14 protein-coding genes are annotated in these 17,525 nt (G+C 72.1%); 8 read left to right on the forward strand and 6 right to left on the reverse strand.

Features of this window, described 5'->3' with window-relative positions; all coding sequences use genetic code 11:
- Positions 1-11: 11 nt before the first annotated feature.
- Positions 12-899 (reverse strand): hypothetical protein, encoded by an 888-nt coding sequence (locus tag C4V41_RS30295; RefSeq protein WP_103959378.1) that lies wholly within the window; start codon positions 897-899, stop codon positions 12-14.
- The gene (locus tag C4V41_RS30300) at positions 892-1,539 is read right to left on the reverse strand and encodes a VOC family protein (RefSeq protein ID WP_235030458.1); all 648 of its coding nucleotides are present in this window, start codon (positions 1,537-1,539) and stop codon (positions 892-894) included. Before C4V41_RS30300 ends, C4V41_RS30295 begins: the two co-directional genes overlap by 8 nt.
- Positions 1,540-1,938: 399 nt before the next feature.
- Here C4V41_RS30300 and bioA point away from each other — a divergent pair, with 399 nt between their 5' ends.
- Genes bioA through C4V41_RS30340 form a run of 8 tightly spaced genes read left to right on the forward strand, consistent with a single transcriptional unit; the run spans position 1,939 to position 13,653 of the window.
- Positions 1,939-3,255 (forward strand): adenosylmethionine--8-amino-7-oxononanoate transaminase, encoded by a 1,317-nt coding sequence (bioA, locus tag C4V41_RS30305; RefSeq protein WP_160150436.1) that lies wholly within the window; start codon positions 1,939-1,941, stop codon positions 3,253-3,255.
- Between the two features lie 40 nt (positions 3,256-3,295).
- Positions 3,296-4,039, forward strand: coding sequence for a TauD/TfdA family dioxygenase (locus tag C4V41_RS30310; protein WP_160150437.1), 744 nt, complete (start codon positions 3,296-3,298; stop codon positions 4,037-4,039).
- The gene (locus C4V41_RS30315) at positions 4,036-5,637 is read left to right on the forward strand and encodes an acetolactate synthase large subunit (protein WP_235030459.1); all 1,602 of its coding nucleotides are present in this window, start codon (positions 4,036-4,038) and stop codon (positions 5,635-5,637) included. Before C4V41_RS30310 ends, C4V41_RS30315 begins: the two co-directional genes overlap by 4 nt.
- A complete protein-coding gene (locus C4V41_RS30320; protein ID WP_103959382.1) occupies positions 5,634-6,527 on the forward strand; it encodes an NAD(P)-dependent oxidoreductase in 894 nt (297 codons plus the stop codon). Before C4V41_RS30315 ends, C4V41_RS30320 begins: the two co-directional genes overlap by 4 nt.
- 5 nt (positions 6,528-6,532) lie before the next feature.
- A complete protein-coding gene (locus tag C4V41_RS30325; RefSeq protein WP_103959383.1) occupies positions 6,533-6,778 on the forward strand; it encodes an MbtH family protein in 246 nt (81 codons plus the stop codon).
- A complete protein-coding gene (locus C4V41_RS30330) occupies positions 6,775-11,763 on the forward strand; it encodes a non-ribosomal peptide synthetase (protein ID WP_103959384.1) in 4,989 nt (1,662 codons plus the stop codon). Before C4V41_RS30325 ends, C4V41_RS30330 begins: the two co-directional genes overlap by 4 nt.
- Before the next feature lie 34 nt (positions 11,764-11,797).
- Entirely contained in the window at positions 11,798-12,823 is a 1,026-nt protein-coding gene (gene gntD / locus C4V41_RS30335) for a guanitoxin biosynthesis L-enduracididine beta-hydroxylase GntD (RefSeq protein WP_146103833.1), read from the forward strand.
- Positions 12,823-13,653, forward strand: coding sequence for a dimethylarginine dimethylaminohydrolase family protein (locus C4V41_RS30340; protein WP_103959385.1), 831 nt, complete (start codon positions 12,823-12,825; stop codon positions 13,651-13,653). Before gntD ends, C4V41_RS30340 begins: the two co-directional genes overlap by 1 nt.
- Before the next feature lie 91 nt (positions 13,654-13,744).
- On the opposite strand, the gene C4V41_RS30345 is transcribed toward C4V41_RS30340, so the two are convergent.
- From C4V41_RS30345 to C4V41_RS30360, 4 genes are all read right to left on the reverse strand, one after another.
- Positions 13,745-14,452, reverse strand: coding sequence for an RDD family protein (locus C4V41_RS30345; RefSeq protein WP_103959386.1), 708 nt, complete (start codon positions 14,450-14,452; stop codon positions 13,745-13,747).
- 680 nt (positions 14,453-15,132) lie between these two features.
- Positions 15,133-16,083: an alpha/beta hydrolase gene (locus tag C4V41_RS30350; RefSeq protein ID WP_103959387.1), complete on the reverse strand. Its 951-nt coding sequence runs from the start codon at positions 16,081-16,083 to the stop codon at positions 15,133-15,135.
- A 22-nt stretch (positions 16,084-16,105) separates the two neighbouring features.
- Positions 16,106-17,038 (reverse strand): NADP-dependent oxidoreductase, encoded by a 933-nt coding sequence (locus C4V41_RS30355; RefSeq protein ID WP_103959388.1) that lies wholly within the window; start codon positions 17,036-17,038, stop codon positions 16,106-16,108.
- 201 nt (positions 17,039-17,239) lie between these two features.
- Complete coding sequence (locus C4V41_RS30360; RefSeq protein ID WP_103959389.1) at positions 17,240-17,506, reverse strand: helix-turn-helix transcriptional regulator; 267 nt, start codon at positions 17,504-17,506, stop codon at positions 17,240-17,242.
- Between the last annotated feature and the right edge of the window lie 19 nt (positions 17,507-17,525).

Consider the following 17,525-nt stretch of genomic DNA (forward strand, 5'->3'; position numbering starts at 1 on the left):
TACGAGGGGCGTCAGCGGTCGGGTTGAAGATGGTGGGCGGCGGAGTCGACGACCTCCTGGAGCGAGCCGATGATGTCGCCGGCCGTCGACGGGCCGCCGGACCCGTTGGCCGCCAGGTCGAGCGCGACGGCCCTGACCCGGTGCAGCAGCTGGGCCACGACGGCGTCGCGGCCGATGGGCGCTCGCGCGGTCATGAAGAAGGTGTCGAAGATGAGCGAGGTGCGCGGGGTCGGGCGGGCGGAGGTGTCGACGCTGCTCTGTTGCAGCAGCGAACGCCCGCCGTGGACCAGCCGGGCGGCGACGGCCTCGTGCGCCCTGCGGTTGACGGCCACCGCCTTCACCAGCCGGGTGCCACCGGGCCCGGTCGTCCAGGGTGTCCCGTGCCCGCGCAGGAGCCGGCGGAGCGGGGCGAAGTCGGCCGCCCACAGGCCGCTGAAGCAGCGGTGCCAGAGGTACATCCGCGGGCGGATCAGGCTCTGGTAGATCTCCGGCGGGCACGAGCCGCTGTACTGGAGCATGGCGGTGTATCCGTTGACGTAGGACTCCAGGTCGGTCAGCGCCTGGTCGTCCGCGTCGTTCTCCTTGGCGTCCGTCACGAGCGCGCCCATGAGGTGCCACAGCAGCATGGTCACCTGGTGGCCGGTGATCCAGCGGAACCAGTACAGCACGTCGGTGGTGTCCGGCAGGGCGAGCCCCGTGGCCTGGGCGGGTAACTCCAGTGCGGCCCGGGCCCGCTCGGCGTCGTAGAGGGCGCGCATGCCGGGCGGCGGCGGGCCGGGAGCGGCGGTCTGGCCCAGCGCCGGCATGACCAGCGGTTCGAGCCCGTACGGGAAGTCGCCGTAGTCCCAGTCGCGCTGCGGGGCAGAGGTCTCGGGTTCGATCGTCCGCAGCTCAGTCACGGGCGCTACCCGGAATGTAGGTGAACTCGAACTCCAGCCCGTTCACGTCCAGGACGTAGAGGCTCCGCGTGCCGTCCGCGTCGGTGACGATGCCGCTGGGCGGATCCGGGCGAGCGAAAACATACTTTCCGGACTCGTAGAGCTCGAACCAGCGCCGGCGCAATTCCGGCAGCTCGTCCGCGGCGTCCACCGTCAGGCAGACGTGCTGGAATTGGAACCCGGCGGCAGGTGGCCGCCGGCGGTTGTGCGCGGACCGGTCGAACAGGTGGAATCGCACGTCTCCGGCCTTCACCTCGATCAGCTTGACGATTCCGGGGAGCCGGTCGAGCGTAAGATCGGAAAAGCGGTCGAGCTGCCAGGAGAAGTCCGCTTCGAAATAGTCCAGATACCAGTTCAGGCAGTTGTCGAGGTCGTCCGTCTGCACCCCGACATGGTGGAAACCTAACATTAGAGCCCGCCATTCATTGTCGGCCTCGCCGATTTTGCGCATGCCGAATTCGCCATTCAAGACGAGATTTCCCAGAAACCGCGCGGCAGCGCCAAGGAGGCTTCCGTGAAGCCTCACGGCATGGTTGAGCTGCACCTTTCCGTCAGCGCACACCCAGATGGCGGTGTGCGACAGAAGGCGTGGAATGTCCACTCAGTGGACCGATCTTCATCGTGGCCGGCCTGCCCAGAAGCTTCCCCGGCTTCTAGAGCGGCATCACCCGTACGGCCCCCGGCCGCTCCCCTGTGTTGATCCTTTACCGTCCCCTAAAAATCCCCGAAGTCGGAGGTCATCGCCTCCTGCCGCCCGACACTGCCACAGGAGGATGCCGCGTGCAACAGCGAAAGTACCACTTGGCCGGAGTCGGACAATAGTGGTCCACCGGCGGCCGATAATAGGATTGACGATGCCAAATTCAGTGGCTAGCTTGTCTCCTAGTGCGATTACATGATCGCAAATTCCCGCATGTGTGAAGCGTGGCAGTGTTTACGCCTCCCACCTTATGCACAGGACGGGATCAATGGTCCACGGGGGATCTTTATGAAAGAAACCATGAATTGGCAGTTTCGTGATGCCCGCGCCGTGTGGCATCCGTACACGCGGCAGCAGGATTGGCTTTCTGACGATCCGCTCGTCATCGAGCGGGCCGAGGGGGTCTGGCTCACCGACGTCTCGGGCCGGCGCTTTCTCGACGCCTGCGGATCGTTGTGGGTCACCACCTACCGGCACGGAGAGCCACGGCTCAAGGCCGCCGTCTCCCGGCAACTGGAGGAGCTGGATCACTCCACGTTCTTCGGCGCGACGCACACACCGGGGATCCGCCTGGCCGAACGGCTGGTGGAGCTGGCGCCGGCGAGCGAGAGCGACCCCCGCGGCCTGACCCGCGTCTTCTTCGGCAGCGACGGCGCGTCCATGGTGGACGCCGCTCTCAAGCTGGCCTACCAGTTCTCGGTGCGGTCCGGCCGGCCCCGGGATCTCATCCTGCACCTGGAGAATTCCTTCCACGGCGACTCGATCGCCGCCTCCAGCATCATGGGCGGGGAGCAGTCGCAGTCCGCCTACGGGCCGCTGCTGATGAGCACGCGCAGGACCACCTCGCCGGCGCCCGCCGACGGCCTCGATCCGGCGCGGGCCGCGGCCCGCGCCCTGGACGACCTCGAAAAGGTCCTGGCCGGCTGTCATGAGCGCTGCTGCGCGCTGATCGTGGAGGCGATGGTCCAGGCGGCCGGCGGCATGCTGCCGTACCACCCGGCCTTTCTCCAGGGGTGCCGCGAGCTCGCGGACCGCTACGGGTTTCTGCTCATCTGCGATGAGATCGCCGCGGGTGTGGCCAGAACCGGACAGATGTGGGCCACGCAGCACGCCGGGATCGTCCCGGACGTCATGCTGTGCGGCAAAGGGCTCACCGGCGGCGTGCTGCCGATGTCCGCCCTGCTCACCGGCGACCATGTCGCCGACGCGTTCACCGGGCCCGGCGCGACCGCGATGTTCTTCCACGGCCACACCTACGCGGCCAACCCTCTGGCCTGCGCGGCGGCGCTGGAGAACCTGGCCATGGCGCAGGAGCTCGACCTGCCCGCCGTGGCACGTGACAAGGGGGCCGTTCTCGGCGCGCTGCTCGAACCCGTGGCCAAGCACCACGCCGTACGCGAGGTGCGCCGGCTGGGCGTGATGACCGGCATCGAGCTGGCGGCCTCCCTGCCGCGCGCGGGCTTCCGGGTCTGCGCCGCCGCCCAGGAGCGCGGCGTCTGGATGCGCGCACTCGGCGACGTCCTGGTCGTCATGCCTCCGCTGGCCATCACCGACGACGAGCTCGCGCAGCTCACGGCCGTCATCGAGGCCTCACTGGAAGACGTCTTCGGCCGCTGAGCGGCCATCGGCCCACCCCTGTCCAAGAATGGAGATTCCCGTGGCGAAGTCGCCCGACAGCGTGTTGTCCTGCCTCGACATGAACGGCGAGCCGCTGGCCGCCGGCGTCCTCTGGTACGCCTTCCGGCAACTGCTCGGCAACAACGGATACGTGCACCTCGTCGGTGTCCCCGAGTCCTTCGACCATGTCGCCTTCCTCAAAGAGCTGGGCGAGTTCCAGCCCACCTCCACCGGGACGCTCGTCGGTGACGTCAAGCCCGAACGCGGCATGGACGACGTCAACCACGGGCAGAACCGCGGCGCGCTGACCCCCCACACCGAGGGGTACGAGTTCCAGGGCCTGCCGCCACGGCACCTGGCCCTGTGGTGCGTCACGCCGCCGTCCGGCCAGGGCGGGGAGACGACCCTGTTCGACGGCGACCGCATCCTCGCCGAGTTCACCGAGGACGAGCGCCTGCACCTGCGCGACACCGTCTACCGCTGGGGCTCCACCGAGGGCCTGGCCAGGCACGGCGTGACGCCGACGGCCGAGCACCCCGTCCTGGAGGAGCACAAGGGCGAGCCGATCCTGCGGTTCTCGACCAACTACCTGGCCGTCCCCGAGGGCGACGAGACGGCCCGGCGGCTCATCGACCGTGGCAACGTCCTGTTCGCCGAGCAGCACATCGCCGTCCGCTACCAGGCGCGGGACATGGTGGTCTGGGACAACTGGCGGATGCTGCACTCGCGCAACGCCTTCGAGGACCCGTCCCGGCACCTCAAGCGCGTCCTGATCGCGGCATGACCTCCTCCAACGGTGACATGCGGGGCGCCGGCGCGGTCCTGGACACGCTCGCCAACGGCGGGGTGGAGGTCTGCTTCGCCAATCCGGGCACGTCGGAGATGCACCTCGTCGCGGAGATGACCGCGAGGCCGTCGATGCGCGACGTGTTGTGCCTCTTCGAGGGCGTGGCGACCGGCGCCGCCGACGGATACGGGCGGATGGCCGGGCGGCCCGCCTCGGCTCTCCTGCACCTCGGCCCCGGCCTCGGCAACGGCCTGGCCAACCTGCACAACGCCCGGCGGGCCTCGACCGCGATGGTCGCCCTGGTCGGCGACCACGCGACCTATCTCAAGGACGCCGATCCGCCGCTGAATTCCGACATCGAGCTGCTGGCGGCTCCCATGTCCGCATGGGTACGCCGTACGACGCGCGCCGCCGACGCCGGCCGGGACACCGCCGAGGCGATCCTGGCGGCGCGGGCGGGGTCGGCCGCCGGCACCGGAGGGGTGGCCACCCTCATTCTGCCTTCCGACGTGTGCTGGTCCGAAGGCGCCCGACCGGCCGGCGTGCCGGCGACGGCTCCCGAGCGGGCCGACGCGGACGCGGTGGAGCGTGCCGCCAAGATCCTGCGGGACGACACGCGCTGCCTGCTGTTCATCGGCGGCGCCAACCTGCGACCCGACGGGCTGCGGGCCGCCGCCAGGATCGCGCGTGCCACCGGGGCCCGGCTGCTGGCGGAGAAGTCGCCGGCCCGGCACCGCCGGGAGCCCGGTCTCCCGGACATCGAGCGCCTGCCGTACCCGCTGGAGGAGGCGTCGGCCCGGCTCGACGGCCATCGGCACATCGTCTTCGCGGGCGCCCGGCCGCCGGTCCCGTTCTTCGGTTATCCCGGCCGGCCTTCCAGGCTGTTCGCGGACGACTGCGAGCTCCACCTTCTCGGCATGGCACCCGCCGCCCTGCAGGACCTCGCAGACCTGGTGGCACCGGCCGGCATCGGGGCGAGCCGCCCACGCCCGCCCGCCGGGGGTCTGCCCGCCGGGGAGTTGACCGCCGCCAAGGCCGCGGCGGTGATCGGCGCGCTGCTTCCCGAGGAGGCGGTGGTCGTGGACGAGGCCATCTCCTCCAGCGCGGATCTGGTCGCGGCGACGGCCGGAGCGCCCGCGCACGACTGGCTCTGTCTCACCGGCGGGTCGATCGGCATGGGCATGCCCGCGGCCGTCGGCGCGGCCGTCGCCTGCCCGGACCGCCCGGTGCTGACCCTGCAGGCCGACGGGAGCGCCATGTACACCCCGCAGGCCCTGTGGACGCAGGCCCGCGAAGGGCTGAACGTCGTCACGGTCATCCTCGCCAACGCCTCGTACGCGATCCTCGCCGACGAACTGGCCCGGGTCGAGGGAGTTCCGGGCGCCGACCTGGGCCGTACCCGGGGCATCAGCGACATCTCCGGGCTCGACTTCGTCGCCCTGGCGGCCGGGATGGGGGTGCCGGGCAGCCGCGCCCGATCGGCCGGCGACCTCGCCGATCAGTTGCGCCGGGCGCTGGCCGAGCCGGGTCCGTGGCTCATCGAGGCCGTCCTGCCGTCATCGGCTCGGGCCGGAGGGGGTGTGAGAGGAGCATGACCCGGCCGGCCTTCCACCAGATCACGGTCTCCCCCGGCGTCTGGCCCTCCCCGCACCTGCTCGACCGGCTGCGCCCGCTGACGTACCGGCCGCTGCTGGTGCTGGACGACTGGCCGGCTCCCGGCTCGGACGCCTTCGAGTCCGTCGCCCGGACCGACGCGCTGCTGGCCGGATGGAAGGACCGCCTCGACGCCGACCGCCTGGGCCGGATGCCCGCGCTGCGCTATCTCGGCCTGCGCGCCACCTCGACCGATCGCGTGGACCTGCGCCACACCGCCCGGCACGGCATCACGGTGACGCCGATCCACGGCTATGGCGACGTCGGCAATGTCGAGTTCGTCGTCGGGGAGCTACTGCGGCACGCGCGCCACGGCGGCGCCGCCCGTACGGAACTGGCCGGCAAGCGGCTCGGGCTCGTCGGGTACGGCAACGTCGGGGCGGCGGTGGCCCGGGTCGCCACGGCCCTCGGGATGACCGTCGCGTTCCACACGCCCTCCCCTCGGCACGGCCCGCCGGACGGCCCTCAGTGGGCCACCCTGCCCGACCTGTTGAGGAATGCCGACTATGTCAGCTTCCATTCCCCCGCGTACCGGCACGTCGCCCGGCTGGCCGACCTGCGCCTGATCGCCTCCGGCGCGCTGGTCGTCATCACCACGCTGGGCCTGCCCGCGCCCTGCGAGGACTTCCGGTCGTGGCAGCGGTCGCGCACCGGCCCGGTCGTGCTGGACCTCTGCGCGGCCGACGGCCTGCCCGGCGACCTCGCCGCGCTGCCCGGAGTCCGCGTCCATGACCTGTACGCCGCCAGGACCGCCGAGTCGGTACGGCGCGCGGAGCACCAAATGCTGGCGAACCTCGAGGCCAACCTGAATCCGCCGCGAAGGGATATGTGACTGTCATGCCGAACCCGTTCGAGGATCCGGGCGGTCAGTTCGTCGTCCTGGTCAATGAGGAGGACCAGTACTCGTTGTGGCCGGATTTCGCCGGCCTCCCGCAGGGCTGGACCCCGGTGTACGGCGCCACGGACCGTGAGGCGTGTCTCCGTTTCATCCGCGAGACGTGGACCGACATGCGACCGCGCAGCCTGCGCGCGCAACTCGGCGAAGCTCCGGACGCGACCGCCGCGACGGGCAGTGCGTCGTGAGCCCGGGCACCCGGCAGGCCGGAGCGGTCACGGCGGCCGCGATGATCGAGGCGCAGGCGGCCGTGTCCCCGTCGGCGGCCGCGGTCGTCGCGGGCAGTGTGACGCTCACCTACGCCGATCTGAACGCCCGCGCCGACCGCCTGGCCCGCCGCCTGGTGGCGCGGGGCGTGGGCCCCGACGGCCTGGTCGCGCTCGCACTGCCACGCGACGCCGGTCTCGTCGTCGCGGTCCTGGCGGTGCTCAAGGCGGGCGCGGGCTACTTACCGCTGGACGACCGCCATCCCGCCGAACGGATCGCGTACATCCTCGCCGACGCCCGCCCAGCCCTCCTCCTGACCACCGATGACGCCATGGGGCCGTCCGCGAGGGCGGCCATCCGCGCCGGCATCCCCCTGCTCGACCCGAGCGAACCCGCCACCGCGCCGGCCCTCGAAAGCTCGAACCTGACCGGCTCCGACCGCGTCTCCGGCAAGCACCTCGCCTACACCATCTACACCTCGGGCTCGACCGGCCGCCCCAAGGGCGTCGCCATCACCCACGACGGCATGACGAACCTGCTGCGCTGGTCCACGGCCCGCTTCGGCCCCGACGGCCTGGCGCGTACCCTGCTCACCACCTCGCTCGGCTTCGACGTCTCGGTCTTCGAGCTGTTCGCCCCGCTGGTCTGCGGCGGCACCGTCGAGGTCCTCCAGGACGCGCTCGCGCTCGCCGACCGACCGGCCGGCGCGCCGCGCGCCACCCTGGTCAGCGGCGTCCCCTCGGTGCTCGACCAGTTGACCGCCCGCGAGCACCGGTGCACGCGGGCCGAGACCGTGGTCTTCGCCGGGGAGGGCCTGTCCCCCCGGGTCGCCGCCGCGGTCAAGCGGGCCACCGGCGCGGCCCGGATCATGAACATCTACGGCCCGACCGAGGCCACCGTGTACGCCACCGCCTGGTCGGACGAGGAGGCGGCGGCCGGAGCCCCGCCGATCGGCAGGCCCCTGCCCGGCCTCGACGCGTACGTGCTGGACGACGAGCTGCGCCCGGTGCCGGACGGCGCCGGAGGCGAGCTCTACCTCGCCGGCACGGGACTCGCCCGGTGCTACGTCAACCGTCCCGACCTGACGGCCGAGCGCTTCGTCGCCTGTCCCTTCCGGCCGGGTGAGCGGATGTACCGCACCGGTGACCTGGTCCGGCGCACGGCGGAGGGGCTGCTGGTCTTCGAGGGCCGGGTGGACGACCAGGTGAAGATCCGCGGCGTCCGCATCGAGCTGGGTGAGGTGCGATCCGTTCTGGAGGAGCATCCGGCGGTCGCGCACGCCGCCGTCGCCGTACACCGTGAGGCGGGCGACGCGCGGCTTGTCGGCTACGTCGTCCCGGCGGCGGAACGGGAGACCGCGGGCCTGCCCGCGCTGATCCGCGGCTGGCTGGCCGGCAGGCTCCCGGACGCGATGGTGCCCTCCGCCGTGCTGCTCCTGGACCGGCTGCCCCTCAACGCCAACGGCAAGCTGGACCGCGCCCGGCTCCCCGCCCCACCGCGAGACCGTCCGGGGGCACCCGGTGATCGGCCCGCCGACCAGCGGGAGGCCGCCGTCTGTGCCGCCTTCGCCGACGTGCTGGGCCTGGACGACGTCGGCCCGCTCGACGACTTCTTCGCCCTGGGCGGGCACTCGCTGCTCGCCGTCCGCCTGGTCGGACGGCTGAACGCCGGGCTGTCGATCAGGGCGGTGTTCGACGCGCCCACGCCCGCGGCCCTGGCCGCCCTGATGGAACCGGGCGCGAGCGCCCGCCCGCGCGTCCTGCCGGCCGTACGGCCCGAGCGGGTCCCGCTCTCACCGGCCCAGCAGCGGATGTGGTTCCTCGGCCGGCTCGGCGCCGCACCCACCTACACGCTGCCCTTCGCCGTCCGGCTGCGTGGCGCGCTCGACCACGCGGCCCTGCGCGCCGCCGTGGCCGACGTCTTCGCCAGGCACGAGGCCCTGCGCACGGTCTTCACCGTGTACGAGGACCGCCCGTACCAGACCGTGCTGCCGGCCGGGGTGGCGCGCCCGCCGCTGCCGGTCGAGCACACCGGCGACCTGGCGGCCACCATCCGCGAGGACATCGAGCGGCCCTTCGACCAGGCCGCCGATCTGCCGATGCGGGTCCGGCTGTTCCGTCTCGGCCCCGCCGAGCACGTGCTCCTGCTGACCATGAACCACATCGGCAGCGACGGCTGGTCGATGCTCCCGCTCACCCGGGACCTGCACGACGCCTATGCCGCGCGGCGGGAGGGCGCCGCCCCCGCCTGGGAGCCGCTGCCGGTGCAGTACGCCGACTACACGCTGTGGCAGGCGGAGCTCCTCGGCTCGGGCACCCGCCGTACCCCGCTCGCGCTCCGGCAGCTCGACTTCTGGCGCCACACGCTGCGCGACCTGCCGGACAGCCCCTCCCTCGCCGCCGACCTGCCACGGCCGGCGGTCGCCGGCGGGCGGGGCGAGATGACGGCCGTCGCCATCGGCCCGTCGCTGCACGAGAGCCTGGAGGCGCTGGCCAGGCGTACCGGCACGACGGTGTTCATGATCCTGCAGGCGGCGATCGCGGCGTTGCTGACCAGGCTCGGCGCGCCCGCGGACGTCCCGATCGGCACTCCGGTCGTCGGCCGCTCCGATCCGGCGCTGGACGATCTCATCGGCTTCTTCGTCAACACCGTCGTCCTGCGGACCGACGTCTCGGGTGACCCGGACCTGACAGAGCTGCTGCACCGGGTACGGCAGGCCGACCTGGACGCCTTCGACCACCAGGACGTGCCCTTCGAAGACGTCGTCGAGGAGGTCAACCCGGCACGGTCGTTGTCACGCAACCCGCTGTTCCAGGTCATGCTCCAGCTGACCGTCGAGAAGCCCGGCGAGGGCTTCCGCCTGCCCGGCCTGACCGCCGAGACCGAAGAGGTCTTCACCGGCGCCGCCCTCTTCGACCTGCTGTTCGAGCTCACCGAGCGGCGCGGACCCGACGGCTCGCCCGCCGGCATCCAGGGCAGGCTGGAGTACGCCACCGACCTCTACCTGCCCGAGTCCGCCCGGCTGATCGCGGCCCGTTTCGTGGTCCTGCTGGAACGGTGGGCCGCCGAGCCCGGCCGCCGGCTGTCCGAGGTGGACCTCTTCCTGCCCGGAGAGCGGGACGACGTGCTGCGCGGGTGGAACGCGACGGACACCGTACTGCCCGCCGTCACGCTGCCCGGCCTCATCGAACGCCAGGTGGCGGCCACGCCGGACCGGACCGCGATCCGCTGCTTCACGGGCGAGCTGACCTTCGCCCGGCTCAACGAGCGGGCCAACCGCCTGGCCCGGCTGCTGCTGGCGCGGGGCGCCGGCCCGGGCGACCGGGTCGCGGTGCTGCTGGGCCGGGGCAGCCTCTCGGTCGAGGTCTTCCTCGCCGTCCTGAAGTGCGGGGCCGCCTACCTTCCCATCGACCCGGCCTACCCGGAGGAGCGGATCCGCTTCATGCTCCAGGACGGCGCCCCGTCGATCGTGGTGGCCGCCTCCGCGCCGCGTCACCGGCCGCCCGTCGAGGTCCTGGCGCTGGACGACCCCGAGGTGAGGCGGGAGCTGGCCGGAGCCGCGACATCGAATCCCACGGCCCGGGACAGGCCGCGGCCCCTGACCACGGAGACGCCGAACTACGTCATCTACACCTCGGGCACCACCGGCCGTCCGAAGGGTGTGGTGCTGCCCGGCCGCGTCATGCTCAACGAACTGCTGTGGCACGCCTCGGAGGTGCCGTACCGGCCCGGCGCGCGGGTGGCCCAGTTCAGCGCCGTCTGCTTCGACGTCTCCGAGCAGGAGATGCTCACCGCCCTGCTCAACGGCAAGACGCTGTGCATTCCCGACGAGGACACCCGCCAGGATCCCGTGCGCCTGGCCCGGTGGCTGGAGGCGGAGGCCGTCACCGAGTTCTACCCGACCAACGCCGTGCTGGCCGCCGTCTACGAGGCGGCGACCACGCTGGGGCTGGGCCTGCCCGCTCTGCGGCACGTCATCCAGGGCGGCGAGGCGCTCCAGCTCACCCCGCTGGTGCGCGCGTTCCACGCCGCGCGTCCCTGGCTCGTCCTCCGCAACGAGTACGGGCCGTCGGAGACGCACGGCGTCACGGGCGGCGCACTGCCCGCCGCGGTCGAGGACTGGCCGGCCACGCCCACGGTCGGGCGGCCCATCTGGAACACGAAGATCTACATCCTCGACGAGGCGCTGCGGCCGGTGCCCGCCGGCGTGGCCGGCGAGCTGTATCTGGCCGGCGGCAATCTCGCCCACGGTTACCTGGGCCGCCCGGACCTGACCGCCGAGCGTTTCGTCGCCGACCGGTTCGGCCCGCCGGGCGGCCGGATGTACCGCAGCGGCGACCGAGGGCGGTGGCGTCCTGACGGCACGATCGAACTGGCCGGGCGGACCGACGACCAGGTCAAGATCCGGGGCGTGCGCGTCGAGCTCGGCGAGCTGAACACCGTCCTGGCCGCGCACCCGGACGTGGCGCGGGCGGCGACCGTCGTCCGCTCCGACGATGCGGGCGGCCATCGCCTGGTCGCCTACGTCGTGCCGGTCGCCGCCGGTGATCCGCCGGCGCCCGCGGCGCTGCGCCGCCATCTCGCCGCGTCGGTACCGGCCGCGGTCATCCCCTCCGCCTTCGTCGTCCTGGACTCGCTCCCGGTCACCGCCAACGGCAAGATCGACCGGGCCCGGCTGCCGGAGCCGGCGGTGTCCGGCTCCGGCGGGGATTCGCCGGCCACCGGCCGCGAGGCCCAGGTCTGCGAGCTGTTCACCGAGGTGCTCGGCGCCACCGAGGTCGGCGTGCGAGACAACTTCTTCGACCTGGGCGGCCACTCGCTGCTCGCCACCCGGCTGGTCAATCGCCTGTCCACGGCCCTCGGCACCGAGGTGAGCATCCGGGCGCTGTTCGAAGCGCCCACGCCGGCCGAACTGGCCGCGTGGATCGACTCCCGGGCATCCGTGCCCCCCATCCCGGCCGTCTGAGACCGGACACCATCAGAATCTGGAAGGGCCTTCCATGGACACCGTTTCGCGCGCCACCGACACCCTTTACTACGACCTGCGGCCGGCGGAGCAGGAGCGGATCGAGGACCTCTTGTCGTCCACGATCAGCCGCTACTCCCACCCGGAGTCGCCGGAGTTCCTGCTGGACGCCCCGGATGTCGCCGCCGGGCTGCCGGCCGGGCTGACCCGCTTCCTGCGCTCGTTCCGGCTGAACGAGCCCGCGGGGGCCCTGGTCGTGCGGGGGTTCCAGGTCGACGACTCCGCCATCGGGCCGACGCCGCCGCACTGGTCGAAGCAGGCCGACCCCGGCTCCACCAGGCGCGAGGAGTTCTTCTTCCTGCTCGTGGCCTCGATCCTGGGCGAGCCGTTCGGCTGGTCGACGTTGCAGGACGGCAGGCTCGTCCACAACGTCATCCCCATCCGCGGCGAGGAGCACCAGCAGAGCGGCCATGGAAGCGCCAACCTGCTCGAATGGCACACCGAGGACGGCTTCCACCCCTACCGGTGCGACTACCTGGGCCTGATGGGGCTGCGCAACAACGGCAAGGTGCCCACCACCTACGCCAGCGTCGCCACCCTGAATCTGCCGGAGGACGTCCTGCGCACGCTCTCCGAGCCACGTTTCCTGATCCGGCCCGACGACGAGCACCTGCGCCACGCGCGCCAGGACGTGGCCTCGCCCCACTCGACCGTCCTGCAGATCGGCCACGCGCCGCGCCCCACGGCGATCCTGTTCGGCGGGCCCGATCGGCCGTACCTGCGCATCGACCCGTACTTCATGTCGGCGGTGCCGGGCGACGAGCAGGCGGCGGTCGCGCTGGAGCTGGCGACCGAGCAGCTCAACGAGTGCCTGGAGGACATCGTGGTGAACGCCGGGGAGATCCTGTTCATCGACAACTTCCGGGCGGTGCACGGGCGGCGGCCGTTCCACGCTTCCTACGACGGCGCCGACCGCTGGTTGAAGAAGAGCATCGTCACCCGGGACCTTCGCCGGTCACGCGGCATCCGCGCCGGCGCCGACTCGCGGGTGCTCTTCTGATGCCCGGCCCGGCGCACCCGCCCAAGAGCTTTTTCCTGTGCAGCCCCGACCACTTCGACGTCACGTTCGAGATCAACCCCTGGATGGCCACCGGACGCCGTCCTGACCGGGACAAGAGCTGGCTGGAGTGGAACGCGCTGGTGGCCGGGCTGCGCTCGGCCGGCGCGACGGTGCACCATTCCCCCTCGCTGCCCGGGCTGTCGGACATGGTCTTCCCCACCGACGTGGGCGTCGTGACCGACAGGAGTTTCGTACGGGCCCGCTTCCGGCATCAGGAACGCGGCACGGAGGCCGAGCACGGCGCGGCCTGGCTGCTGGAGCACGGGTTCGCCGAGATCCCGTGGCCGGACGACCCCGCCCTCTACCTGGAGGGCGGGGACGTGATCCGGTTCGGCGAGGTGCTCCTGTGCGGCACCGGCCCGCGCACCTCGCCCGCGGCGGCGGAGCACCTGTCCCGCGCCCTCGGCGTCGAGGTGGTGACGGTGCCGATCGCCGACCCGCGCTTCTACCACCTCGACATGTCCTTCTGCCCGCTCGACGACCGGCGGGCGCTCTACGCGCCGGACGTCTGGGACGTGGAAGGCCGGCGGGCCGTGGAGAAGCTGGTGCCGGAGCCTTTGGTCATCAGCGTCGACGAGGCGCTCACCTTCAGCGCCAACTCCGTGGTGGTCGGGCGCACCGTCGTCATGCCCGCCTGCCCGCCGCGGATCAGGACGGCGCTGGAGGACTGGGGGTTCACGGTCCTGATCTCACCGGTGGAGGAGTTTCTCAAGGCGGGCGGCGGCATTCGCTGCATGGCGCTCGACCTCGACCTGCTGGGCCGGGCGTAACCCCACACCAGAGGTTCAACCACTTTGCGCTTACCAAAGTCACCCAGGGTATCGGTCACGCGAGCCGCGAATCGCCGCGATCCACTACGCGTCAGCGCGCCGTACGCACGACCTTGGTCCCCGTCAGGTGGTCGAGCACCCGGTGCCGATCCCCCCACAGCAGCGGCAGCCAGTCCAGCCAGGCGGCCGGTCCCAGCACCAGGCTGAGCCGTCGTCCGATGCCGCCGGCCGGGTGGACGCGCAGCCCGGCCTCGGTCACGACGCACAACTTCAGCAGGCGTTTACCCGGGGTCGTGCCGGTCCAGGCCTCCATCAGCCCCAGGCCGACGATCGACCAGAGCAGGGCGAGCGGCACGCCCACGGTGTAGAGGAGCCCGGCGTAGTCGTAGACGCCGGATTCGCAGAGCATGGACGGGCCCACGCTCACGCACCCGTCACCGATCTTGACGTACAGGAAGGGCGGGAACGCCAGCGCGAAGCCGCTGCCCAGGTCGGCGATCCGGACGATGCCCCGCACCAGCAGCGCGAGCGTGACGCCGACGAGCGGCAGGTTGTCGATCACGACCGCGGCCAGCCGCGCTCCGATGGGGGCGAGCGGCGCGGATCGTAAGTCGGCGAAGGTGGCCGCCGCCTCTCTCGGGGTGCCGAGCCTGCCCAGGGCCTGGTCCAGCTCGCCCGCCTCGGCCGCGTCGGACAGGTGCGCGCCGAGCTCCGCCCTCGCCTTGTCCCGGGCCGGACCCAGCAGATGGCGCCCGACCCGCTCGGCGTAGTCGTCGATGATCTCTGGCTCGTTGCTCATTCCCGCACCTCACCAAGGGTGTCGAGGAGCTGTCGCATCCCGTCGACCAGGCCGCTCCACTCGGCGCGCAGCATGGCGAGGTACGTGCGACCCTCCGGAGTGATGACCTAACCCCACTCCTCCTGCGGGGCCGGCGACCAGGCCGCGTCATCGTCCACGGGATCCGGGTACGTGGGATTGCTCTCGTAGAACGTCCGCCTGCGATCCGGTCGCAATCAACGGTCGCCGCTGCCCTCGGCTTGGGCTGGGCCGCCTCGGTGCGCCCGGCCACCGCCAGAAGCGACGGCATCAGCGTGATCCACAGCACGCCCGCACCCGCTTCCGCGATCTCATGACCGACTTCATTTCCCTGGTATCAAAGGCGGCGCGTCGAGGGTGTGGCCGGCAGTGGACTGGAGCGGCTGGGCCGGTGGCGGATCGTTCGCCCACATGTGCCATCGGTCCACATCCGCCAGAGCACGTCGAACCGCCTCACCGCAGGCCCCCGACCCGTCCGATCGGTCGGCGCCGCCCCGCCTTCGATGACGGTGCTGGTGAACGCCGGCGCGATGCCCGCCAGGGGTACCGAAGCCCGTGGCGGGCTCCGGTTCAGGCCGGGATGAGGTCGGACATGATGGGCAGGACCCTCTGGCCGTCCGGGGTGAAACGGCCGGTGATCATGGACATTCCCTTCGTAAGGCTCACAGGGAGGCGAGGGCGCGGACGCGGTCGGCGATGACGCGGCGGGCGATGTCGGTGGTGAAGGCGAGGCCGTCGAACTCGTGCGGAACGCCCGGATGGAGGTGGAACTCGACCGGGACGCCGGCCTGGCCGAGGCGCAGGGCGTAGGTGAGGTCCTCGTCGCGGAAGATGTCGAGCTGGCCGACTTCGATGTAGGCCGGCGGCAGGCCCGAGGGGTCGGCGACGCGGGCGGGCGCGGCGTAGGCGGGCGTGTCGGGGCCGCCAGCGGCCTCGCCCAGGAGCGCCTGCCAGCCGGTCGCGTTGTCGTCCCACGACCACAGGACGAACGGCGCGATCTCCGGGTCGGGGGTGAGGGTGCGGTCGTCGAGCATCGGCATGACGAGGATCTGCTTGGCGATGGCCGGGCCGTTGCGGTCGCGGGCCAGGATCGACACGGCGGCGGCCAGGCCACCGCCGGCGCTGTCGCCGAACACGCCGATGCGGGCGGGGTCGACGCCAAGCTCGGCGGCGTGTTCGTGCAGCCAGACCAGACCGGCGTAGGCGTCCTCGACCGGGGTCGGGTGGGGGTGTTCGGGGGCGCGCCGGTAGTCGACCGACAGGATCGGGGTGCCGCTCGCCGACACGTAGCGGGAGACCGTCCCGTCGAACAGGCCGACGTTTCCGAGGATCATGCCGCCGCCGTGGAAGAAGACGGCCGCCGGGCCCGGCTCGGCGCCGAGCTTGGTGTACCAGCGCAACAGGATCGTCGCGCCGTCGGCGGTGGTCAGGTGGTGGTCGGTGGTCTTGACGTCGTCCGGGGTCGGCCGGGCGGTGTCGGCGTGGCCGATGAGCCCTTCCACCGCGACCCGGCGGGCGGCGACGTCGCCGACCGGCGGCGGTGTGCTGCCGGCCATCGCGGCGACGATCGGGGCAAGGGCTTCGGCGACCTGGGGGTCCAGGGTGAAGGACATGATGAGTCTCCTTGTGAGGGGGTCAGGCGGGGATGAGGACGGTCTTGCCGGCCAGGCGGCCGGTGACGGCCTCGTCGTGTACGGCGGCCAGGTCGGCCAGGGGGCGGCGGGCGGCGACGTCGATCTTCAGGTCACCGGCGTCGACGCGGGCGACGAGCCCGGCCAATTGGGCGGCGTCGCTGCGGGCGAACACCCGCACGGTCCGCACGGCCCGGCCGGTGTCGTCCGGCGCGGGGGTGGTGGTGCTGACGAACACCCCGCCGTCGGCCACGAGGCCGGCCAGCGCCGCGGTCTCATCCGGCGTGGTGGCCACCAGGTTGAGGACGACGTCGAACCGCCGGCCGGCCGCCTCGGTGACGGGCGCGGCGGTGTAGTCGATGATCTCGCCGGCGCCGTGACCGCGTACCCGATCGGCGCTGCGGGCACTGGCGGTGGCGGTGACGACGGCCCCGGCCCGTGCGGCGAGTTGCACGGCGTACCCACCGACCGCGCCGCCCGCCCCGTTGACCAGGACGCTCTGCCCGGCCCGCAGGCCGGCGTGCTCGAACAGCGCCTGCCAGGCCGTCAGGCCGGTCGCGGGCAGCGCGGCGGCGTCGGCCAGATCCACGGTCCTGGGCGCGGCGGCCAGGATCTCGGCGGGGACGGCGACGTAGCCGGCGGCCGCGCCGTCGGCGGTCATCGGCAGGAAGGCCACGACCGTGTCTCCCGCCGACCAGCCGGTCACGCCGTCGCCGAGGCCGGCGACGGTCCCGGCCACGTCGATGCCCGGCACGTGCGGCAGGGTCAGCGGGAACACCTCCTGGAGATGGCCGGCGCGGATCGCGACGTCGACCGGGTTGAACGAGGTGCCGGCCACCTTCACCAGCACCTGCCCCGCCGCCGGCACCGGGCGGGCAACCTCCTCGTGGACCAGGACGTCGCTGTCGCCGTAGCGGTGGAACCTGACCGCCTTCATCGTCTGTCTCCTTCAGCTCATGCGCTTCGAATTCGAAGCATGCTGACAGTAACTTGCTTCGAGTTCAAAGCAATACCGCTCCACCGTGTGACGTTCGTCACATTGCTTCGAACTCGAAGCAAGTGCCGTCAAACCGCGCAGGTCCGGGGCTGTCGTGCGATGACGGACGTCTACGACACGACGGTGCGATCGGCGCCGGGCTCAAGATCGGAGACGGGTCTGGGCTCGGTAACGGCCGGGAGGTCGGCCGTGGGCGCGGCTGAAGGTGCGGGCGAACGCGAACTCCGACTCATAGCCGACGCGGCCGGCGATGACCGACAGCGGTTCGGTGCCTTCCTTCAGGAGGATCGCGGCGGTGATCATGCGCCAGCGGGTCAGGTACGCCAGCGGCGGCTCGCCCGCCAGGGTGGCGAAGCGGCGGGCGAAGGCGGCCCGGGACAGCCCGACCTCGGCGGCGAGCCGCGCCACGGTCCAGCGCTGCCTCGCT

The sequence above is a fragment of the Nonomuraea solani genome, assembly GCF_900108335.1.
In the GTDB taxonomy this organism is placed as follows: domain Bacteria; phylum Actinomycetota; class Actinomycetes; order Streptosporangiales; family Streptosporangiaceae; genus Nonomuraea; species Nonomuraea solani.